The sequence below is a fragment of the Sediminibacterium sp. TEGAF015 genome (genome assembly GCF_025997995.1).
In the GTDB taxonomy this organism is placed as follows: Bacteria; Bacteroidota; Bacteroidia; order Chitinophagales; family Chitinophagaceae; genus Sediminibacterium.
The window spans coordinates 1,241,831-1,260,886 of sequence record NZ_AP026683.1 but is presented as its reverse complement, the minus strand read 5'-3'; the positions used below and the strand labels follow the sequence as shown (position 1 = coordinate 1,260,886).

Genomic DNA, 19,056 nt, shown 5'->3' with positions numbered 1-19,056 from the left:
GAGAACCGTTAAAATCAAATTGGCTGTACGGGAATTACGCATTTTACTTAATTTCATTTTTTAGAAATTGAAAAAAAATACACTATGATTAAAATGACAGCTATCGGTAATCTGGGAAAAGATGCCATGTTGAATAATGTAAACGGAAAAAATGTAATCAATTTTACCGTTGCCCATACGGAAAGATATAGAGATGCTCAGGGTAATCAGAAAGACAAAACAACCTGGGTGGATTGTGCTTATTGGACTGAAAGAACAGGAATTGCCCCTTATTTAAAGAAAGGTACACAGGTATATGTTGAAGGTCAGCCTGATGTTAGAACCTATACCACTAAAGACGGCACAAATGGTGCAACCTTAACATTAAGGGTTAGTAGCGTTCAACTTTTGGGAAGCAGAAGCGGAGAATCTTCTCCCAATACCGGAGGATATGCTTCTGGTGGTTATCAATCTGCCCCTGCTGCTGCCAGTTCGCCTATGACACCATCATCAGAAATTACAGAAGCTTTTGATGATCTGCCATTTTAATGCAATTTGAAATCATCTTATTAGAGGGGCAATACTTCGGTATTGCCCTTTTGCTTCGTACATTGCGGTATGGAAAAATTTTTCCCATACGCTCAGTTACTATCCTTTACACATAAGGTATTCCGGCAAATGGGTTGTTCGGAAGAAGATGCTTCCATTGCAGCTGAAGTTTTGCTTTCAGCGGATTTAAGAGGTATTGATAGTCATGGAGTAGCTAGACTAAGCGGGTATATCCGATTGTGGCAGGCAAAGCGAATAAATGCGCAGCCTGTGATTAAGGTGATTCACGAAACACCCTCAACTGCAGTAGTAGATGGTGGTCAGGGGCTTGGGTTAGTTGTAGCTCCTTTTGCAATGAAGCTTGCCATGGAAAAAGCTGAAAAAGTTGGCACAGGATGGGTTGCTGTGCAAAATTCCAACCACTTTGGTATAGCAGGATATCATGCTATGATGGCTTTGTCAAAAGACATGATTGGTATGGCAATGACAAATGCCAGTGCACTGGTTGCTCCTACATTTTCTAAAGAAAAAATGCTTGGAACCAATCCAATTGCAGTAGCCATACCGGCAGGAAACGAACCTCCTTTTGTTGCAGATTTTGCAACGACAACAGCCGCCAATGGTAAGTTGGAAATATTACAAAGAAAACAGCAGGATACCCCGGAAGGATGGGTGCAGGATGAAAATGGGGTGCCTTCAAATGATGCAAATATTTTGAAAAAAAATGGATCCCTTCTTCCATTGGGATCTGATAAAACGCATGGTAGTCACAAGGGATATGCACTAGGTAGTATTGTAGATATTTTTTCTGCTGTACTAAGTGGCGCTTCTTATGGTCCGTGGGCACCACCTTTCCCGGCTTATATTCCTATGCCCGATAATATGCCGGGTGAAGGTCTTGGTCATTTTGTTGGCGCAATGCGTATTGATGCCTTCAGACCTGCAGCAACTTTTAAAAGACATATGGATAACTGGATTGGCCGCTTCCGGAGTGCAAAACCTATTGACCCTGTTAATCCTGTTTTAATACCAGGGGATCCAGAACGTATAATGGAGGCAGAACGAATGAAAACAGGCATCCCGCTATTGCCTGTTGTTGTTGATGATTTAATTGCTGCTGGAGACTTATTCGGTATCAGATTATAATAATGCCTAATTATTCTACTATGCAATCACCATTATCTATTCTGATTAGGATTATTCTGCCATTGCTATTTATTTCTTGTTTATCTGCTAAACAGGATCGTCGGGATGGTTTTAAAATATTGAGCAAGGTGGAATGGGATGCATTGTTTCCGCATATCAATGGGGGGGATAGTGTGTCTACTCCATTTTATAATTATGAGGCATTTGTTGCTGCAACGAAGCGATTTCCAACCTTTCTTTCGAATACATCTACGGAACTTCAGCGAAGAGAACTTGCGGCATTCCTGGCAACCATCTCTCATGAAACAGGTGGAGGAAATGAAAAAGAAATGGCTAGCTTTTATGATTATGGATTGTATTATAAAGAGGAGTTAACCTGTTTAAAAGGATGTGATCACTACAGCGATACAACAAATACCTATTTTCCGCCCGTTAACGGTAAATCATATCATGGCAGAGGTCCAATTCAATTAAGCTGGAATTATAATTACGGGTTGTTTAGTGAACAGGTATTAGGTAACAAAGATAGCCTCCTTAAAAAACCAGAATTATTGGTAAATGATGCTGAATTAAGTTTTGCATCTGCAATTTGGTTTTGGATTACTCCGCAGGAACCTAAACCTTCGTGTCACGAAGTGATGTCTGGCAAATGGATTCCCAATCAACAGGATTCACTTTTGGGTAGAAAACCAGGCTTTGGAGCGGTTATGAATATTGTGAATGGTGGACTTGAGTGTGGCGGTGTATACTCTATCAGAAATAAGTTCCGGTTGCAGTATTATCTTGCTTTTTGTAAAAAACTGGGAGTGAACCCGGGAGAAAATCTGAGCTGCGATGGACAGAAGCCATATGGCATGTGATTCATTTGTTAGCGTTACATTTGCTGTAAATTAGGCAGCAATGAAAATAATGAAATTTGGAGGCACCAGTGTTGGTAAGCCAGAAAGAATGCACGAAGTAGCAAAATTAATTACCAGAGATTCTAAACATAAAATTGTTGTATTGAGTGCACTTAGCGGTACAACCAATACGCTTGTTCAAATCAGTGATTTACTGGCAAAAGGTGAGAGGGAATCTGCAAAAGAAACCATTCAGCATTTACATCAACATTATTTGGGCTTCATAAATCAATTGGTTGCAAAAGAGGAGAATCAGGAAAAAGCCCGTCAGATTATTGCAGAACATTTTGAGTTTCTCAATATTATACTTCGCATTTCTTTCAGTGAAGCATTGAACAAAGATATTTTGGCTCAAGGAGAACTGATGAGCACTAAATTGTTCTCTGTATATCTTTCTGAAATTGGTGTTCAGCACGAATTATTACCTGCATTAGAATTTATGAGTATTGATGCCAACGAAGAACCTCAACTTCCGCTCATTAGAACCAAGCTGAATGATTTATTGGCAAAGCATAATGGTACAGGTATTTTCGTGACTCAGGGATATATATGTAAGAATGCAAAGGGTGAAGTAGATAATTTGAAGCGTGGTGGAAGCGACTATACTGCATCATTAATTGCTGCAGCATGTAATGCAGAAGTATGCGAAATCTGGACTGATATTGATGGCATGCACAACAATGATCCTAGAATTGTTAACAAAACTGTTGCCATAGAACAATTGAGTTTTGATGAGGCAGCAGAGCTTGCTTATTTCGGTGCAAAAATTTTACATCCAACTTGTATTTGGCCAGCTCAACAGGAAAATGTACCTGTAAAATTATTGAATACAATGCAGCCTGATGCTGTAGGAACAGTTATTACAAAAGAAGCAGGTAGCGTAGGTGTTAAGGCGGTAGCAGCTAAGGATGGCATTACAGCAATTAAAATTAAAAGTAGCCGAATGTTACTTGCCTATGGTTTCTTACGTAAAGTGTTTGAGGTGTTTGAAAAATATAAAACATCAATCGATATGATTACCACTTCTGAAGTGGCTGTTTCTGTAACCATTGATTCTGACACCTTCTTAAATGAAATTGTAAGGGAATTAGAACCATTTGGAAGTGTGGACGTGGAAAAAGGGCAGACAATTGTTTCGATTGTTGGTAATGAAATTGCCCAAACTGATCATGTTTTGCAAAAATTATTTGATGCCCTTAGTGAAATACCTACAACAATGGTGAGCTATGGCGGAAGTCCTCATAATATTTCCTTACTTCTACCTCAAACGTACAAAACCAGAACTTTGCAATTGTTGAATGCGGGTTTGTTTGGTTTGTAAAATGAGAGAGACTAATGAATATCAAATTCCTTTTAATGATTCTCTGGATGGCATTTGCACAGCTCTTGCCTGCTCAGAGAATTATTACTGGTAACATCATTGATATTCATTCAAAGCAAGCATTGTCTTCAGCAAGTGTGTTTCTTGCCAATACATCTATTGGAACTAGTACAAATAGTGCTGGTGCGTTTAAACTGGAAATAACAGGAAATGGTCGATTCAATCTTGTAGTTGCCATGATTGGGTATGAAACCTATGCGAGGGAAGTAAGCTTACAGGAAAATCTAACAGGATTGATTATTGAACTAAAGCCACGGGTTGCTGAATTGGAAGAAGTAATTGTTGGAAATTACGATAAAAACGGATGGGAGAAATGGGGCGACTTCTTTATGGAAATGTTGATTGGGAACACACCTAATGCTATGAAATGCAGGTTGTTGAATAAGGGTGCAGTTAAATTTAATTATAGCAAAAAGGAAAATATTCTTCGAGCTTACGCAACAGAGCCTCTCAAACTTGAAAACAATGCGCTGGGCTTCGATTTAACTTACACCCTTACTCAATTTGAACACAATTATAAAACCCGCATATTCTATTATCAGGGATATCCTTTATTTGCGGAAAAGCAATCTAAAAACAATAGGCAAAAACAAAAGTGGACTGAAACCAGAAAAGAAACATATAAAGGTTCTCTAATGCATTTTATGCGCAGTGTTTTTCGGAATAAAATACTGGAGGAAGGTTTTGAATTAAGGAGGGTAATAAGACAGAAAGTCCCAAGCGCCACTATTAAAATTAATGGAGAGCCAATTATGGAAGAAGTGGATGTGTTGATAAATACTCCCTTAAACGGTGATAGTATAGCTTTTGCTATTGACGACAATACGGCGGGATTGAAATTTAATGACTATTTGCAAGTAGTGTATAAAGACAAATTAATGTCTTCCTTGTATATAAAATCTAAGCGAAATGTAAGTTTAGGAGATCCGCTAACAGCTAAATTGTTTATGCCTGATTCTTCTAAAATTGTTTCGGTGCTTGCTAATGGAAGTTATTTTTTTGGCAAGGATATACTCACGCTGGATTATTGGGCATGGTCTGAAAAATTGTCAAACTTGTTGCCACTTGAGTATAAGTATTAGTAACTTGCAAGTATGCATCAATTTCTCAAAAATTTAATTGTACGTAGTGTTTTAAATCCTGACAAGAAAAATAAAAGTCAGGAAGGTGTATATAGTGCTTATCAGATTGCAAAGGGACTTAGAATTTTTAGGGTGACTATTTTTGCCGGTTTAAAAGATGCGCTGCTAATTTTCTTAGGTGTACTTTCAGCTGCGTTTGGATTAAAAGGGTTCTTGTTAACCAATCATTTTATTGATGGTGGTGCAACAGGTATTTCTCTTTTAATTTCTGCCTTATCCGGTGTGCCCGTTGGGTTACTAATTTTGTTGGTTAATATACCCTTCCTTTTATTTGGATACAGAATTTTGGGGACACAATTTGCCATAAAGTCTGCCATAGCTATTTTATTACTATCCTTAACGGTTCACTTTGTAGAATTTCCAGATATCACAAAAGACAATCTGTTGGTCGCTGTATTCGGTGGATTCTTTTTAGGAGCAGGAATCGGACTCTCCATTAGAGGCGGAGGCGTTTTAGATGGTACTGAAGTATTAGCGATTGCTGTTAGCAGAAAATCAGGTATGACCATAGGGGATGTTATTATTGTCATTAATGTGTTGATTTTTTCTACAGCGGCTTATTTTTTATCTGTTGAAATTGCGATGTATTCATTGCTAACCTATTTAAGTGCTTCTAAAACCCTAGATTTCATTATTGAAGGTTTAGAAGAATATACAGGGGTTACCATTATCTCCGTTCATAACGATGAAGTTAGGGCGATGATTATAAATATTCTTGGTCGTGGTGTTACTGTTTATAAAGGAAAGAGAGGGTATGGTAAAAGTGGCGATGTTAAAGACATGGATATAGTATATACGGTAATTACCCGCTTAGAAATCAACAAATTAAATACTGAATTGGAGAAAATTGATCCCAATGCTTTTGTTGTCATGAGTAGTATTAAAGATACCAAAGGCGGGATGATTAAACGAAGGGGGGTAGGGCATTAATTATTTTTTGATTAAATTCAATGGATAATTAAATGATATGTCCCTTAGGCTCAAAAAATTATTGGAACCGTTCATTGTAATACTTGTTTTTTCAAGTTTAATACTTCAGTTATCAATCATGCTCCACAATCCTGCCAACAAGGATGTAGTGGATGTTGTTATTCGGTTCTTCAGCTATTTCACGATTTTAAGTAACACGCTGGTTTTTATTTATTTCCTTAACCTTTTATTGTCACGAAATAGTGATGCAAGTTTTTGGCATAAGCCAGAAACAGGCACGGCAATAACAGTTTATATTCTAGTGGTTGGAATTGTATATCATGCTATTTTAAGTCAATTACATAATCCACTGGGTCTGGCTTTTTGGGCGGATCATGGTCTGCATAGTTTTTCGCCAATACTTTCAATTGTATATTGGATACTATTTACTTCAAAAAGAACAATTCAATATCAATCAATACCTTATTGGTTAATATATCCTGCAGTATACTTTGTATACACAATTATCAGAGGAAATTTTTCAGGTTTTTATCCATATCCGTTTCTGGATCTAAATAAAATAAGTTTTCTCCAGGCATTTGGAAATAGTTTGCTTGTTTTATTAGTTTTCACATTTCTCTCTCTGAGTTTGAGTTTTATTGCCAATAAGCGATCTCAAAAAATTAAAACGTATACTAATGATTAGTGGTGCCAAAACAGTTAAGGAGTATCTGAAACAAATTCCTGATGAACAAAAAGAAGTTTTCTCTCAGATTCGGGATGCCATAACCGGAAATTTACCTGCAGGATTTGAAGAGTGCATCAGTTATGGCATGATCGGATATGTAGTGCCACATAGCCTGTATAAGGATGGGTATCACTGTGATCCTAAACTACCCCTGCCGTTTATGGCATTGGCTGCACAAAAGAATTTTATTGCATTCTATCATATGGGTATCTATGCCCAGCCATCCTTACTTGAATGGTTTACCCAAGCCTATAAGATGGCTACACCTACAAAGTTGGATATGGGCAAAAGTTGTATAAGGTTTAAAAAAACAGCCCAGGTTCCTAATGCACTAATAGGGGAGCTTGTGCAGAAAATGACACCTGAAGAATGGATTTCTATATATGAGAATTTGTATAAGAACAATCGAAAGAAAAAATAAAACTGTAAGCGAATCTTTTTCGAATAAAAAAGCCAGTAGGATTTTACCTCTACTGGCTTTTAATATTTTACAATTAAGTTTAGCTCAATTAGAATGCGTTAAATAATCAACAGCGCATCACCATAGCTGAAGAACCTGTATTTGTCTTTAATTGCTTTTTTATAAGCTTCCATTGCTAAATCGTAACCGGCGAAAGCGCAGGTCATGATTAATAAGCTGGTTTTAGGTAAATGGAAATTGGTAACAAGGCTGTCAGCAACATTGAAATTATAAGGAGGATGAATGAAATGGTTGGTCCATCCCTCACTTGGCTTCAACATTTGTTGAGCGGTGAAACTGCTTTCCATTGCACGCATTGTTGTAGTGCCAATAGAACAGATTCGTTTGCCATTCTCTTTTGCCTTATTTACGATAGCGCAGGCTTGTTCGTCAATCTGATAATACTCTGCATCCATTTTATGTTTACTAAGGTCTTCAACCTCAATAGGTCTGAAAGTACCTAGTCCTGTATGTAAGGTAACTTCTGCAAAGCGAATACCCTGTATTTCACATCTTTTAATCAATTCTTTGCTAAAGTGCAACCCTGCCGTAGGCGCAGCAACTGCCCCTTCGTGTTTAGCATAAACCGTCTGGTATCTTTCTTTGTCTTCTTCGTCTGGCTTGCGCTTAATGTATTTTGGAAGTGGGGTTTCTCCTAAAAATTCAAGCATTTTCTTGAAACTTTCATCATCATCGTCCCATAAAAAACGGATGGTTCTTCCACGGCTGGTAGTATTGTCAATAACTTCCGCTACTAATTCTTCATTGTCTCCAAAGTACAGTTTATTCCCAACCCTGATTTTTCTTGCGGGATCAACAATTACATCCCATAGTCTGTTGGGCTTGTTTAATTCGCGTAAAAGGAAAACTTCGATCTTTGCGCCGGTTTTCTCTTTCCGACCATACATTCTGGCAGGAAATACCTTGGTGTTGTTCACTACAAAAACATCTTTATCGTCATAATAATCAAGGATGTCTTTGAATTGTCTGTTTTCCATGTGTCCGCTCTTGCGGTCTACAACCATTAAGCGGCTGTCTTCTCTTTTCTTGGTTGGATTTTGTGCAATTAAGTTTAACGGGAGGTCAAACTTGAACTGAGATAATTTCATGTAACTAATCTTTTAAGATGATAGCCACAGCAAGTTGTTCAATCCGCCTGGGCGGAATAGGATAACTTCATGTTACGGCATGAATTTGAAAGTGTGCAAAACTAACGAAAATCGGTGGTTTTTCCATCATTGTTTCCAGTGAGAAGTTGATTTCTTTATTGGTTTGTTCTGGAGGCCTGCGCAGAATGCTAAGGATAGGTAAAATTTACACAATGACAAGGTTTATTGGGTTGCTTTCACCTAATTTTGCAGCAATTCAAACCCAGGGGGTCAACTTCGGGCAAAACTGTATTCAATGATTCGCAAATACTGGTGGAAAATATTGTCAATTCTTTTATTGGTATATACGTGCACCTACGGATTTTACGTAAAAGTGCCAAAGCTGGATGACCGCATGAAAGAGTCCATACGTAACTTTTTCTTCCATGCTCCTATGTGGTTCACCATGATGATTTTGCTGCTGGTTTCATTGATTTACTCTATCAGGTACCTGAGAAATCCAATTGCTAAAAATGACCATTATGCTGTGGCATTTGCTGTTACAGGAGTTATTTATGGAATATTGGGTTTGGTTACAGGTTCCATCTGGGCCAATTATCAGTGGGGAAGCCCCTGGAGTGGTGACCCCAAACAAAATGGCGCGGCCATCGCTATGCTTATTTACCTGGCTTATTTTGTATTGAGGGGTAGTTTAAAAGAAGACGATAAAAAGGGTAGAATTGGAGCAGTATATAACATATTTGCATTTTTTATGCTTTTCCCCACCCTGTGGATCTTGCCAAGACTTACCGAATCTCTACATCCCGGAGGACAAGGTGCAGAAGGTAATCCAGGTATAAATGGGAAAGACATGGATGCGCAAATGCGAATTGTTTTTTATCCGGCAGTAATTGGATGGACATTATTGGGGACCTGGATAAGTACCCTTCAAATAAGATTTTCCCTATTAAAAGATAAACTGGAGAATAATGACTAAACTGATTAAATATAGCGGCTTATTATTAATCGCTGTTTTTCTGTTAGCAGCTCAGGCAATGGCCCAAGATTCCAATCCTGATGCAGGTCTAATGAGAAGCAACGGAAAAATTTTTGTGGTAATGGCTGTAGTGCTTACTATTTTAGCTGGATTGTTTACTTACATTATCAGCATTGATAAAAAAATTACCCGTCTTGAAAAAGAGGGGCTTAAAAAATAATTTTAAATTTTTCGATTTTAACCAATAAAACGATTGCCATGTCGAATCATCAACCGTACAGCTTTTTTCAAAGTGTTGAAAGAAGCTTTGATAAAGCAGCCAGTTTTACCAAATGGGAAAAGGGGTTGTTAGAACAAATTAAGGCTTGTAACAGTATTTACAGCATGCGTTTTCCAGTGAAAATGGATGACGGAAGAATTGAAGTGATTGAAGCATATAGAGTACAACACTCTCAGCACAAGTCTCCTTGTAAAGGAGGTATTCGCTTTAGTGATGAAGTGAATCAGGATGAAGTAATGGCGCTTGCTTCTTTAATGACTTATAAGTGCGCAATTGTAAATGTTCCTTTTGGCGGAGGTAAGGGTGGAATTAAAATTAATCCAAGAAAGTATTCTGTATACGAGTTGGAAAAAATTACACGACGTTATACCAGCGAATTGGTAAAGAAAAATTTTATTGGACCTGGTATTGACGTGCCTGCACCGGATTATGGTACCGGCGAACGTGAAATGTCATGGATTGTTGATACCTATGCTTCATTGAAGCCAGGCGAAATTGATGCTGCTGGTTGTGTAACTGGTAAGCCAGTAACGCAGGGTGGCGTTCGCGGAAGAAAGGAAGCAACTGGTCTGGGCGTTTTCTTTGGTATTCGCGAAGTGTGTAATATGCCTGATGTAATGGAAAAATTAGGTTTGACTACTGGTGTTGTAGGAAAAACAGTAATTGTACAAGGATTAGGTAATGTGGGTTACCATACAGCCAAATTTTTCCGTGAGAATGGTTCTAAAGTAATTGCTATTGCTGAATATGAAGGAGCTATTTACAATGCGAACGGATTAAATGAGGAAGAAGTTTTCCAACATAGAAAAGCGACAGGGTCAATTCTTAATTTCCCAGGTGCAACCAATATTGCCAAGAGTGTGGAAGCACTGGAAATGGAGTGCGATATTTTGATTCCTGCGGCATTAGAGAATGTAATCAATGGCGAAAATGCACCACGCGTAAAAGCAAAAATAATAGGTGAAGCTGCCAATGGCCCATTGACTCCTGAAGCTGATGAAGTTTTTGCTAAAAAAGGTGTTTTAGTTGTTCCTGATATGTACTTGAACGCAGGTGGTGTAACTGTTTCTTATTTTGAGTGGTTAAAGAACCTAAGTCACGTAAGATACGGTAGAATGGAAAAAAGATTCACTGAAAATCTGAATACCAAAATCCTTACCCAGCTGGAAGAATTAACTGGTAAAACAGTAAGTACAGCAGAACGTAATATTATTCTTCATGGTCCGGAAGAAGTGGATTTGGTGCATAGTGGATTGGAAGAGTCTATGATTGCTGCAACCAGAGAAATCATGGCTATCTGGAAAGAGAATCCTGCTATTCCTGATATGAGAACAGCTGCTTATGTATGCGCAATCAACAAAGTAGGTACTTCTTACACTGAATTAGGAATTTTCCCTTAATAAGTTACTTCATTATAAAAAATCCCGGTCCTTATAAAGGCTGGGATTTTTTTATTAACCAGATTACATGAATTTCACAAACTCATTTTTACAATCAGAATCGCAAAATTCAGGCATAGGGGGGGATTGAAACCATTTCAGAAATTGCCGCACTTTTTATTTCAAAACCCCTGGATTCATTTCCGTTGCTGATAATTAAATAGCCTGTTTGCAATACAGTTTGGTAACCTAAAATTTGCTGTACAGTCTTTTCAGTTAAGGGAACATCTTGTTCCTTACATTCAATCAATAGCCAGGGCATACTGTTCTTAAATACCAGAATGTCTACTCTCTTTTTTAATTCTCCTAGTTGAATTCCTCTTTCAACTGCAATCATTGATGATGGATATTTCAACTCTTGTAATAAATAATTCAACCAGTTTTGCCTAACCCATTCTTCTTTGGTAAAAAGTACCCATTTTTTTCGGATGAGACACCAGGTGAAAAGCTGATTGTCTTCTTTTTGTAACCTTGGCTCATAAGGTGGAAAAAGGATATTCATAGACGCAATTTAAGATTACTCTATAAATCAGGGCTAATTTGTATATTTACAAGTTAAATTGTTGAATATGAAAACAAGAGAGGAAATAGTAAACAACTGGCTGCCCCGCTATACAGGAGAAAAGCTGGAAAATTTTGGAAAATATATCCTGTTAACCAATTTCAGCAATTATGTAAAAATGTTTGCAGAATGGAACAATGTTCCTATCGTTGGATTAGATCGTCCAATGCAGTGCGCTACTGCAGATGGGATTACCATTATCAATTTTGGAATGGGAAGCCCTGGTGCAGCCACTATTATGGATTTGTTAACTGCCATTGAGCCTGAAGCGGTGCTGTTTTTAGGAAAGTGCGGAGGCTTAAAAAGAAGAAATAAAATCGGGGATTTGATTTTGCCGATTGCAGCTATAAGGGGTGAGGGTACTTCAAACGACTATTTCCCGCCGGAAGTTCCAGCCATGCCTGCTTTCGCATTACAGAAAGCAATTTCAACAACCATTAGAGATTATGAAGTTGACTATTGGACAGGTACCGTTTATACAACCAACCGCAGAGTCTGGGAACACGATGAAGAGTTCAAAACTTACTTGCAAAAAGTAAGGGCCTATGCCATTGATATGGAAACAGCTACTATTTTCACCGTAGGATTCTTTAATAAAATTCCAACCGGAGCATTGTTGCTGGTAAGCGATCAGCCAATGATTCCTGAAGGAGTTAAAACAGAAGCAAGTGATTCCAAAGTAACTGCTCAGTTTGTAGACAAACACCTTAAAATTGGTATTGACTCCTTAAAGCAGCTTATTAATAATGGATTAACTGTAAGACATCTGCGGTTCTAATCCCTCCAGAGAAAAGGAAATAATATTACGGACAAGGCAAGTACCAGTAAGTCTAGTATAAACAGCAAAGCTATCATTTGCCACCATCCGTTTTGTATAGCAGAAGTGAATGCAGCTCCTGACACTTTCATCAGTAAGAGTAATTGAGGTATGATGATGGGAAAACCCATAATAGCCATCATAGCAGCCTGCTGCTGCGCTTTGGCTGCTATCGCTGCAAGAAAAGTAAAAACCATACTTAAGCTGATTCCCCCTAGCAGACTAACCAGTATGAATTCTATGAAACGGACAGTAGGATTGCCCAGCAGCAAACTGAAGATGCCAATGCTAAGTAAGGTCATGAATAACATCAGAATGGCATTAAACAGAAGCTTAGCCAATACAAAATGCACAGGTGAACTCAGGCTATAATAGTACAGCATTCTGCCCCTGTTTTCCTGTAAGAAACTTTTAGCAACGGCGTTGATGCAAATAAACAATTGCAATACCCAGAAAAGTCCGTTCCATACTTTCTCTTCAGGTTGCCCCATTGTTAGATATACCACAAATGTGCTGGAAGCTATATATAAAAGGACTCCGTAAAAGCTATATTGCTGGCGGGTTTCCAGTAATATGTCTTTTTTGAGAAGGGCTGATATCAGGCGAAAATTATTCATGAAAACAATTTCTGCATCGGGGCTCATAGGTTTCTTTCTCACCTAATAAAACCTGCCCTTCGTCACTGGTTTTACGATAGGAAATATTCGCAATATTGCCACATTTCATGCAGATGGCGTGCAACTTGGTTATATAATCGGCCGTAGCCAGTAGAAAGGGCATTTGGCCAAAAGGTTTTCCAAGGTAATCCATATCCAGTCCTGCAACAATTACCCTGACGCCTCTGAGTGCAAGTTTTTCGCAAACCGTAACGATTTCTGCATCAAAAAACTGTGCTTCATCAATGCCTACCACATCAACATCCTGGGCCATTAATAGAATGGTCTGTGAATTTTCGATGGGGGTAGAAGTAATAGTATTTGAATCGTGGCTTACCACGTCATTTTCATCGTATCGCTTGTCTACAGCTGGCTTAAAAATTTCTACTTTTAAATTGGCAATTTTGGCTCTTTTCAATCTTCTGATTAATTCTTCCGTTTTGCCACTAAACATACTACCACAGATCACTTCGATCCAGCCTCTTCTTTCTCCTGATAAATTGGGTTCAATAAACATGTAACAATAAAATAGCTTAAAATTCGTTTTAGGTTGATAAGTTGCTTCTTTGGATAACCCAAAAGTATTGCTTCCTATGGAAAGAGTAGGCACTTTAATTAATAAATTACAAGAACAATTTAACCGTAAGGAAGCGGTTGATAAATTGGCCATCACTGCTCAGCTATTATTAGCAGAGCTGCAGATGCAGAAACCAGCCAATAATTCAACATCAAAAGTTGCGGTAGTTATGCCTTCTGTAGCTATTAGCAATAATGAAAGTGAATCAGCAATTCCCGGAATTACGCCCAAACAACCTGCCAAAGAAGATAAAGCTGCCATAGGAAAATCCTTGTTTGAATCTTACGTAGACATTCCAACGCTGATACACCAGCCGGTTCCTGCCCCTGCACCCAAAGAAGAAGTGCTGGTAAAGGAAGTAAATGAACTTTTAGTTAATGATATACCGGAATTAAATGAGCAGTTAAAGGAATATACGGTTGAAGTAGCCAATATGCTAGACGAAACGCCTGTTAGGGACCTTAAAAAAGCCATTAGTATCAATGACAGATACCTTTTTATCAATCACTTGTTCAGAGGTGATGAAAACATGTACGAAAGAAGCATTAAAACAATAAATGGGTTTAATATTTTTCCTGAAGCACAGTACTGGATTCAACGGGAATTAAAGGTTAAACTAGGCTGGTTGGAGGACAATGCAACGGTGAAATTATTTGATCAGTTGATTAAGAGACGTTTTTCCTGAATATAGCTTATAATTTGTGCTGTGGCACCTGCTTTTGCCTTTACATAATCCAACGAAGCATTCTCCATTTTATACCTTTTCTCCTTCTCCTGTAGTAAAATATGGAATATTTGTTCCAGTTGCAGCGTATTCTCAACTGAAACGGCTCCTCCAGTTTCTATCAGCTCAATTGCTTCCAGATATTTGTCATAAACTGGTCCAAAAATGATTGGTTTACCAAATACAGCAGCCTCAATGGTGTTGTGAATTCCCTGACTGGTAAAGCCGCCTCCGATAAATGCAATGGTTGCATATTGGTACAATTGACTAAGGATTCCAATATTGTCAATAACAATGGTTTTTGTCTCTTGTTGCTCTTCCTTTTTTGCTTTGGTAAAAGCAGAATATAAAACAGCGGATGGATAAAAACGTAAGCATTCGCTGAGTCTTTCTTCTTCAATATGATGCGGGGCGATAATCCATTTTACTTCAGGATGGCTGATGGCAAAATGGTGCAACACTTTATCGTCTTCACTCCAGGTACTACCTGCGATAATTAAAGGGAGGCCATCGGCAAATTGAACAATTTCGGGAAATGATTTTGCTGCTGCAGCAATGGCGATAACCCTGTCGAAGCGGGTATCTCCCGATACCTGCATGCGTACTGCAGCTAAATAAGGTTTTAGCAGCGTTGCTGATCCCTGGTCCTGCAAAAACAAATGCCTGAAATATTGTAAGAGGGAGCGGTAAAATCCTCCAAAGGGTTTAAAGAAAAGCTGGGTAGGCCTGAAAATGCCGGACACCAACAACACAGGAATGTTATGATTATGCAGTGTTTTTAAATAGTAGTACCAGAATTCATATTTAATAAAAATGGCCAGTTTAGGGCGTGTATATTCAATCAGCAATTTTGCGTTACGAGCACTGTCCATTGGCAGATAAAAGACCCAGTCGGCAACCGGATGATTTTTTTTGTTTTCGTAACCGGAGGGCGAAAAAAAAGTAATTAATATGCGATGGCCGGGATATTCTTTTTTTAGTTGTTCTGCAATGGGCAATCCCTGTTCAAATTCTCCCAATGATGCTGCATGTATCCAGATAACAGGATCCTGGTTACTGGAAAATGCTGTTCTGATTTTTTCCAGCAAATTTTTCCTGCCGCTTACCCATAGGGCAGCTTTCCGATTGAACGGAGAAATGAACCATGCAATCAGTGGGTATAATTTGATAAACAACAGGTATGCCCATTTCATAATAGAACAAAAGTAACTCAAATCTTTGTTGTTGATTTTATAGTAATTTTGCATTTAAATTTTACATATGCGTCCTATACAGATGGTGGATACCCATTCTCAGTATTTAGCAATAAAAAACGAGGTGGATGCTGCCATCCACGAAGTGTTAGATACCGCAGCTTATATTAATGGAAAAGCAGTACAGGAGTTTACCCGCGATCTGGGTGCTTATCTACAGGTAAAACATACCATTCCCTGTGCTAACGGTACAGACGCCCTTCAGATTGCCATGATGGCATTGGGATTGCAGCCAGGAGACGAAGTAATCACCCCTTCATTCACTTATATAGCAACAACAGAAGTGGTGGCTTTATTAAAGCTTACACCTGTTTTTGTGGAAGTTGACCCCAAAACTTTTTGTATCGATCCTGCCGCAATTAGAAAAGCCATTACCCCTAAAACAAAAGCCATTGTGCCTGTTCATTTGTATGGACATGCTGCGCCCATGGAAGAAATTATGGCAATTGCCAAAGAGTTTGGACTCTATGTAATTGAAGACAATGCCCAGGCAATCGGGTGTGACTATACTTTTTCCGATGGAACAAAGAAAAAGACTGGAACCATTGGCACCATTGGAGCCACTAGTTTTTATCCATCAAAAAATCTGGGTGCCTATGGGGATGGGGGAGCCATTTTTACCAACGATGATGCCCTTGCTCATCAAATGAAAATGATTGCCAATCACGGACAGCAAAAAAGATACTATCATGAAGTGGTGGGTTGTAATTCAAGACTCGATTCCATTCAGGCAGCAGTATTGAATATCAAACTGAAAAAACTGGATCAGTACAATGCAGCCAGACAAGCGGTTGCTGCTTTTTATAATAAGGCTTTTGCAGGTATTTCTGCTATTACCACTCCATTTGTAGCACCTTATAGCACACATGTGTATCATCAATACACCCTACAACTTAACGGGGTTGACCGAGATGGTTTAGTAGCCTATTTGGCAGAACATAAAATCCCTTCCATGATTTATTATCCAGTGCCCGGACATAAGCAGGATATGTTTTCAAGCTTTGGATTAAAAGAAATTGAGCTTCTGGTGACCGATTTATTAACAAATTCCGTAATTTCTCTTCCTATTCATAGTGAGATGGAGGAAGATCAATTGAACTATATATGTACGCATGTTTTAAACTTTATCAATAAATAATTTATATGAAAATTGCCGTTGTAGGAACAGGGTATGTTGGTTTGGTAACAGGTACCTGTTTCTCTGAAACAGGAAATAAAGTAACCTGTATAGACATTGACCAGAACAAAGTAGATAAGCTATCCAAGGGAGAGATTACCATCTACGAGCCAGGTTTGGAAAAAATCTTTCTGAGAAATTTAAGAGAAGGAAGATTAGTATTTACCACCAATTTGGCAGAAGGGGTAAAAGATGCTGAGATTGTTTTTCTTGCATTGCCCACACCTCCGGGTGAAGGAGGCGCTGCTGATTTGCGTTATGTATTAGGCGTAGCAAAAGATCTAGGAAAAATCATGACCGATTATAAAGTACTGGTTGATAAAAGCACTGTTCCTGTTGGAACAGCTGAAAAAGTACATGCAGCAGTTGCTGAAAATTATAAAGGGGAGTTTGATGTAGTAAGTAATCCCGAATTTTTAAGAGAAGGGGTTGCGGTAGATGACTTCATGAAACCAGATCGTGTAGTGGTAGGTACCCGTTCTGAGCGAGCCAAGAAATTAATGTCAGATTTATATGCACCCTTTGTTCGTCAGGGTAATCCGGTGATTTTCATGGATGAAAAATCTGCTGAGTTAACCAAATATGCCGCCAATTCTTTTTTGGCTACCAAAATTTCATTCATGAATGAAATAGCTCAACTATGTGAAAAAGTAGGTGCCGATGTAGACATGGTTAGAAGGGGGATTGGTTCTGATGACAGAATTGGAAAGCGTTTTCTTTTCCCTGGTATCGGATATGGCGGTAGCTGTTTTCCTAAAGACGTACAAGCTTTGATTATGTCTTCTGAAGAAGTGAATTACGACTTCAAGATTTTGAAAGCGGTAGAAGAAGTAAACGAAGCACAGAAGTTACACTTGATTCCCAAAATTGAACGTTATTTCAAAGGCGACTTAAAAGGGAAGCATTTTGCCCTTTGGGGATTGGCATTCAAACCCAATACGGATGATATCCGCGAAGCTCCTGCTTTGTACTTAATTGACGCACTGGTAGCTGCTGGTGCAACTGTAACGGCCTATGACCCAGAAGCAATGCCGAATGTAAAAAATACCATCGGAGATAAAATCAAATATGCCGATAGCCAATACGGGGCGCTAAAGAATGCAGATGCACTGGTTATTGCAACAGAGTGGAGTGAGTTCAGAACGCCAGACTTTGAAGTGATTGATAGCTTGTTAAAGGGCAAAGCCATATTTGACGGAAGAAACTTATTTGAAGTTAAATATATTACTGACATGGGCTACCATTACGAAAGTGTAGGAAGACCTTAAAAAAATCATTATGTCTCAAAAACGAGTATTAATCACCGGCGCTGCCGGATTCCTCGGATCTCATTTATGCGACCGATTCATTAAAGAAGGATATAAGGTAGTCGGGATGGATAACCTTATTACTGGAGACCTCAGAAATATTGAACACTTATTTAAACTGGAGGAATTTGAGTTCTATCATCACGATGTATCCAAGTTTATCCATGTACCAGGTCCTATTGATTATATCCTGCATTTTGCTTCACCTGCAAGCCCTATTGACTATTTAAAAATCCCAATTCAAACCCTGAAAGTAGGCGCATTGGGAACACATAATTGCCTTGGACTTGCCAAAGCAAAGGGAGCTCGTATGTTGGTAGCATCTACCAGTGAAGTTTATGGTGATCCTATGGTGCATCCGCAAACTGAGGAATACTGGGGTAATGTAAATCCAGTAGGACCTAGAGGTGTTTACGATGAAGCCAAAAGATTCATGGAGTCTATCACAAGAGCGTATTATACATTCCACGGAGTAGAAACAAGAATTGTGCGAATTTTTAATACCTATGGTCCGAGAATGCGCCTGAATGATGGCCGTGCTTTACCTGCTTTTATTGGTCAGGCTTTAAGAGGAGAAGACCTAACTGTATTCGGGGATGGTAGCCAGACACGCTCTTTTTGTTATGTGGATGATTTAATTGAAGGTATTTATCGATTATTGATGAGCGACTACACTATGCCAGTAAACATTGGTAATCCGCATGAAATTACTTTGAAAGATTTTGCTGAAGAAGTATTAAAGCTTACAGGATCTTCTGTTAAGATTGTATACAAGCCATTGCCTGTTGATGATCCCAAGCAAAGAAAGCCGGATATTTCCAAGGCTAAAAGCATATTGGGATGGGAACCAAAAGTAGACAGGGCAGAAGGCTTGAAGAAAACTTATGACTACTTTAAGTCTTTGCCTAAGGAAGAATGGTCTAAACAACCGAAGGAGTTTTATTCAGGAAAATAGTTATTACATTT

The 19,056-nt window shown here is 38.6% G+C and carries 21 protein-coding genes; 16 read left to right on the top strand and 5 right to left on the bottom strand.

The genetic code is table 11. The features are described from left to right. Nucleotides 1-84 precede the first annotated feature (84 nt). The 8 genes from TEGAF0_RS05675 to TEGAF0_RS05640 all read left to right on the top strand — a co-directional run bounded on the left by TEGAF0_RS05675 (nucleotide 85) and on the right by TEGAF0_RS05640 (nucleotide 7,174). Nucleotides 85-528 carry a single-stranded DNA-binding protein gene (locus TEGAF0_RS05675; protein WP_264900762.1) on the top strand — a complete coding sequence of 148 codons (444 nt, stop codon included), beginning with the start codon at nucleotides 85-87 and terminating at the stop codon, nucleotides 526-528. 69 nt (nucleotides 529-597) lie between these two features. Beyond that, the gene (locus TEGAF0_RS05670; protein WP_264900760.1) at nucleotides 598-1,674 is read left to right on the top strand and encodes an Ldh family oxidoreductase; all 1,077 of its coding nucleotides are present in this window, start codon (nucleotides 598-600) and stop codon (nucleotides 1,672-1,674) included. A 20-nt stretch (nucleotides 1,675-1,694) separates the two neighbouring features. Further along, on the top strand, nucleotides 1,695-2,534 hold the full coding sequence (locus tag TEGAF0_RS05665; protein ID WP_264900758.1) for a chitinase: 840 nt from the start codon (nucleotides 1,695-1,697) through the stop codon (nucleotides 2,532-2,534). 40 nt (nucleotides 2,535-2,574) lie between these two features. Then, entirely contained in the window at nucleotides 2,575-3,894 is a 1,320-nt protein-coding gene (locus tag TEGAF0_RS05660; protein WP_264900756.1) for an aspartate kinase, read from the top strand. 14 nt (nucleotides 3,895-3,908) lie between these two features. Beyond that, nucleotides 3,909-5,036, top strand: coding sequence for a carboxypeptidase-like regulatory domain-containing protein (locus TEGAF0_RS05655; RefSeq protein ID WP_264900755.1), 1,128 nt, complete (start codon nucleotides 3,909-3,911; stop codon nucleotides 5,034-5,036). 12 nt (nucleotides 5,037-5,048) lie between these two features. After that, complete coding sequence (locus TEGAF0_RS05650; RefSeq protein ID WP_264900753.1) at nucleotides 5,049-6,026, top strand: YitT family protein; 978 nt, start codon at nucleotides 5,049-5,051, stop codon at nucleotides 6,024-6,026. Between the two features lie 118 nt (nucleotides 6,027-6,144). Then, the gene (locus tag TEGAF0_RS05645) at nucleotides 6,145-6,711 is read left to right on the top strand and encodes a Pr6Pr family membrane protein (RefSeq protein WP_264900751.1); all 567 of its coding nucleotides are present in this window, start codon (nucleotides 6,145-6,147) and stop codon (nucleotides 6,709-6,711) included. After that, nucleotides 6,704-7,174 carry a DUF1801 domain-containing protein gene (locus TEGAF0_RS05640; protein WP_264900749.1) on the top strand — a complete coding sequence of 157 codons (471 nt, stop codon included), beginning with the start codon at nucleotides 6,704-6,706 and terminating at the stop codon, nucleotides 7,172-7,174. The genes TEGAF0_RS05645 and TEGAF0_RS05640 overlap by 8 nt, the downstream gene beginning before the upstream one ends. A 98-nt stretch (nucleotides 7,175-7,272) precedes the next feature. Here TEGAF0_RS05640 and queA read toward each other — a convergent pair whose 3' ends face one another. Then, nucleotides 7,273-8,322 (bottom strand): tRNA preQ1(34) S-adenosylmethionine ribosyltransferase-isomerase QueA, encoded by a 1,050-nt coding sequence (gene queA / locus TEGAF0_RS05635; RefSeq protein WP_264900748.1) that lies wholly within the window; start codon nucleotides 8,320-8,322, stop codon nucleotides 7,273-7,275. Nucleotides 8,323-8,617: 295 nt separating this feature from the next. Between queA and TEGAF0_RS05630 the strand changes: the two genes are divergently transcribed. The 3 genes from TEGAF0_RS05630 to TEGAF0_RS05620 are packed head-to-tail and all read left to right on the top strand — an operon-like array spanning nucleotide 8,618 to nucleotide 10,978. Continuing rightward, nucleotides 8,618-9,298: a cytochrome c biogenesis protein gene (locus tag TEGAF0_RS05630; RefSeq protein WP_264900746.1), complete on the top strand. Its 681-nt coding sequence runs from the start codon at nucleotides 8,618-8,620 to the stop codon at nucleotides 9,296-9,298. Further along, nucleotides 9,291-9,518, top strand: a complete 228-nt coding sequence (locus TEGAF0_RS05625) for a CcmD family protein (protein WP_264900744.1) — start codon at nucleotides 9,291-9,293, stop codon at nucleotides 9,516-9,518. Before TEGAF0_RS05630 ends, TEGAF0_RS05625 begins: the two co-directional genes overlap by 8 nt. Nucleotides 9,519-9,556: 38 nt before the next feature. Further along, nucleotides 9,557-10,978, top strand: coding sequence for a Glu/Leu/Phe/Val family dehydrogenase (locus tag TEGAF0_RS05620; RefSeq protein ID WP_264900742.1), 1,422 nt, complete (start codon nucleotides 9,557-9,559; stop codon nucleotides 10,976-10,978). A 109-nt stretch (nucleotides 10,979-11,087) separates the two neighbouring features. On the opposite strand, the gene TEGAF0_RS05615 is transcribed toward TEGAF0_RS05620, so the two are convergent. Beyond that, nucleotides 11,088-11,519: a type I restriction enzyme HsdR N-terminal domain-containing protein gene (locus tag TEGAF0_RS05615; RefSeq protein ID WP_264900740.1), complete on the bottom strand. Its 432-nt coding sequence runs from the start codon at nucleotides 11,517-11,519 to the stop codon at nucleotides 11,088-11,090. A 67-nt stretch (nucleotides 11,520-11,586) separates the two neighbouring features. Here TEGAF0_RS05615 and TEGAF0_RS05610 point away from each other — a divergent pair, with 67 nt between their 5' ends. Continuing rightward, complete coding sequence (locus TEGAF0_RS05610; RefSeq protein ID WP_264900738.1) at nucleotides 11,587-12,357, top strand: AMP nucleosidase; 771 nt, start codon at nucleotides 11,587-11,589, stop codon at nucleotides 12,355-12,357. On the opposite strand, the gene TEGAF0_RS05605 is transcribed toward TEGAF0_RS05610, so the two are convergent. Continuing rightward, the gene (locus TEGAF0_RS05605) at nucleotides 12,354-13,013 is read right to left on the bottom strand and encodes a heme exporter protein CcmB (RefSeq protein WP_264900736.1); all 660 of its coding nucleotides are present in this window, start codon (nucleotides 13,011-13,013) and stop codon (nucleotides 12,354-12,356) included. The genes TEGAF0_RS05610 and TEGAF0_RS05605 overlap by 4 nt on opposite strands. Further along, complete coding sequence (locus TEGAF0_RS05600; protein ID WP_264900734.1) at nucleotides 13,006-13,569, bottom strand: thymidine kinase; 564 nt, start codon at nucleotides 13,567-13,569, stop codon at nucleotides 13,006-13,008. The genes TEGAF0_RS05605 and TEGAF0_RS05600 overlap by 8 nt, the downstream gene beginning before the upstream one ends. 49 nt (nucleotides 13,570-13,618) lie before the next feature. Here TEGAF0_RS05600 and TEGAF0_RS05595 point away from each other — a divergent pair, with 49 nt between their 5' ends. Continuing rightward, nucleotides 13,619-14,314 carry a hypothetical protein gene (locus tag TEGAF0_RS05595; RefSeq protein WP_264900732.1) on the top strand — a complete coding sequence of 232 codons (696 nt, stop codon included), beginning with the start codon at nucleotides 13,619-13,621 and terminating at the stop codon, nucleotides 14,312-14,314. Here TEGAF0_RS05595 and TEGAF0_RS05590 read toward each other — a convergent pair. Next, nucleotides 14,287-15,546, bottom strand: a complete 1,260-nt coding sequence (locus TEGAF0_RS05590) for a 3-deoxy-D-manno-octulosonic acid transferase (RefSeq protein WP_264900729.1) — start codon at nucleotides 15,544-15,546, stop codon at nucleotides 14,287-14,289. The genes TEGAF0_RS05595 and TEGAF0_RS05590 overlap by 28 nt on opposite strands. Before the next feature lie 67 nt (nucleotides 15,547-15,613). On the opposite strand from TEGAF0_RS05590, the gene TEGAF0_RS05585 reads away from it, so the two are divergent. Genes TEGAF0_RS05585 through TEGAF0_RS05575 form a run of 3 tightly spaced genes read left to right on the top strand, consistent with a single transcriptional unit; the run spans nucleotide 15,614 to nucleotide 19,045 of the window. After that, on the top strand, nucleotides 15,614-16,744 hold the full coding sequence (locus TEGAF0_RS05585) for a DegT/DnrJ/EryC1/StrS family aminotransferase (RefSeq protein ID WP_264900727.1): 1,131 nt from the start codon (nucleotides 15,614-15,616) through the stop codon (nucleotides 16,742-16,744). Nucleotides 16,745-16,749: 5 nt separating this feature from the next. After that, entirely contained in the window at nucleotides 16,750-18,051 is a 1,302-nt protein-coding gene (locus tag TEGAF0_RS05580; RefSeq protein ID WP_264900726.1) for a UDP-glucose dehydrogenase family protein, read from the top strand. A 10-nt stretch (nucleotides 18,052-18,061) separates the two neighbouring features. Beyond that, the gene (locus TEGAF0_RS05575; protein WP_264900724.1) at nucleotides 18,062-19,045 is read left to right on the top strand and encodes a UDP-glucuronic acid decarboxylase family protein; all 984 of its coding nucleotides are present in this window, start codon (nucleotides 18,062-18,064) and stop codon (nucleotides 19,043-19,045) included. The last annotated feature ends 11 nt before the right edge of the window (nucleotides 19,046-19,056 follow it).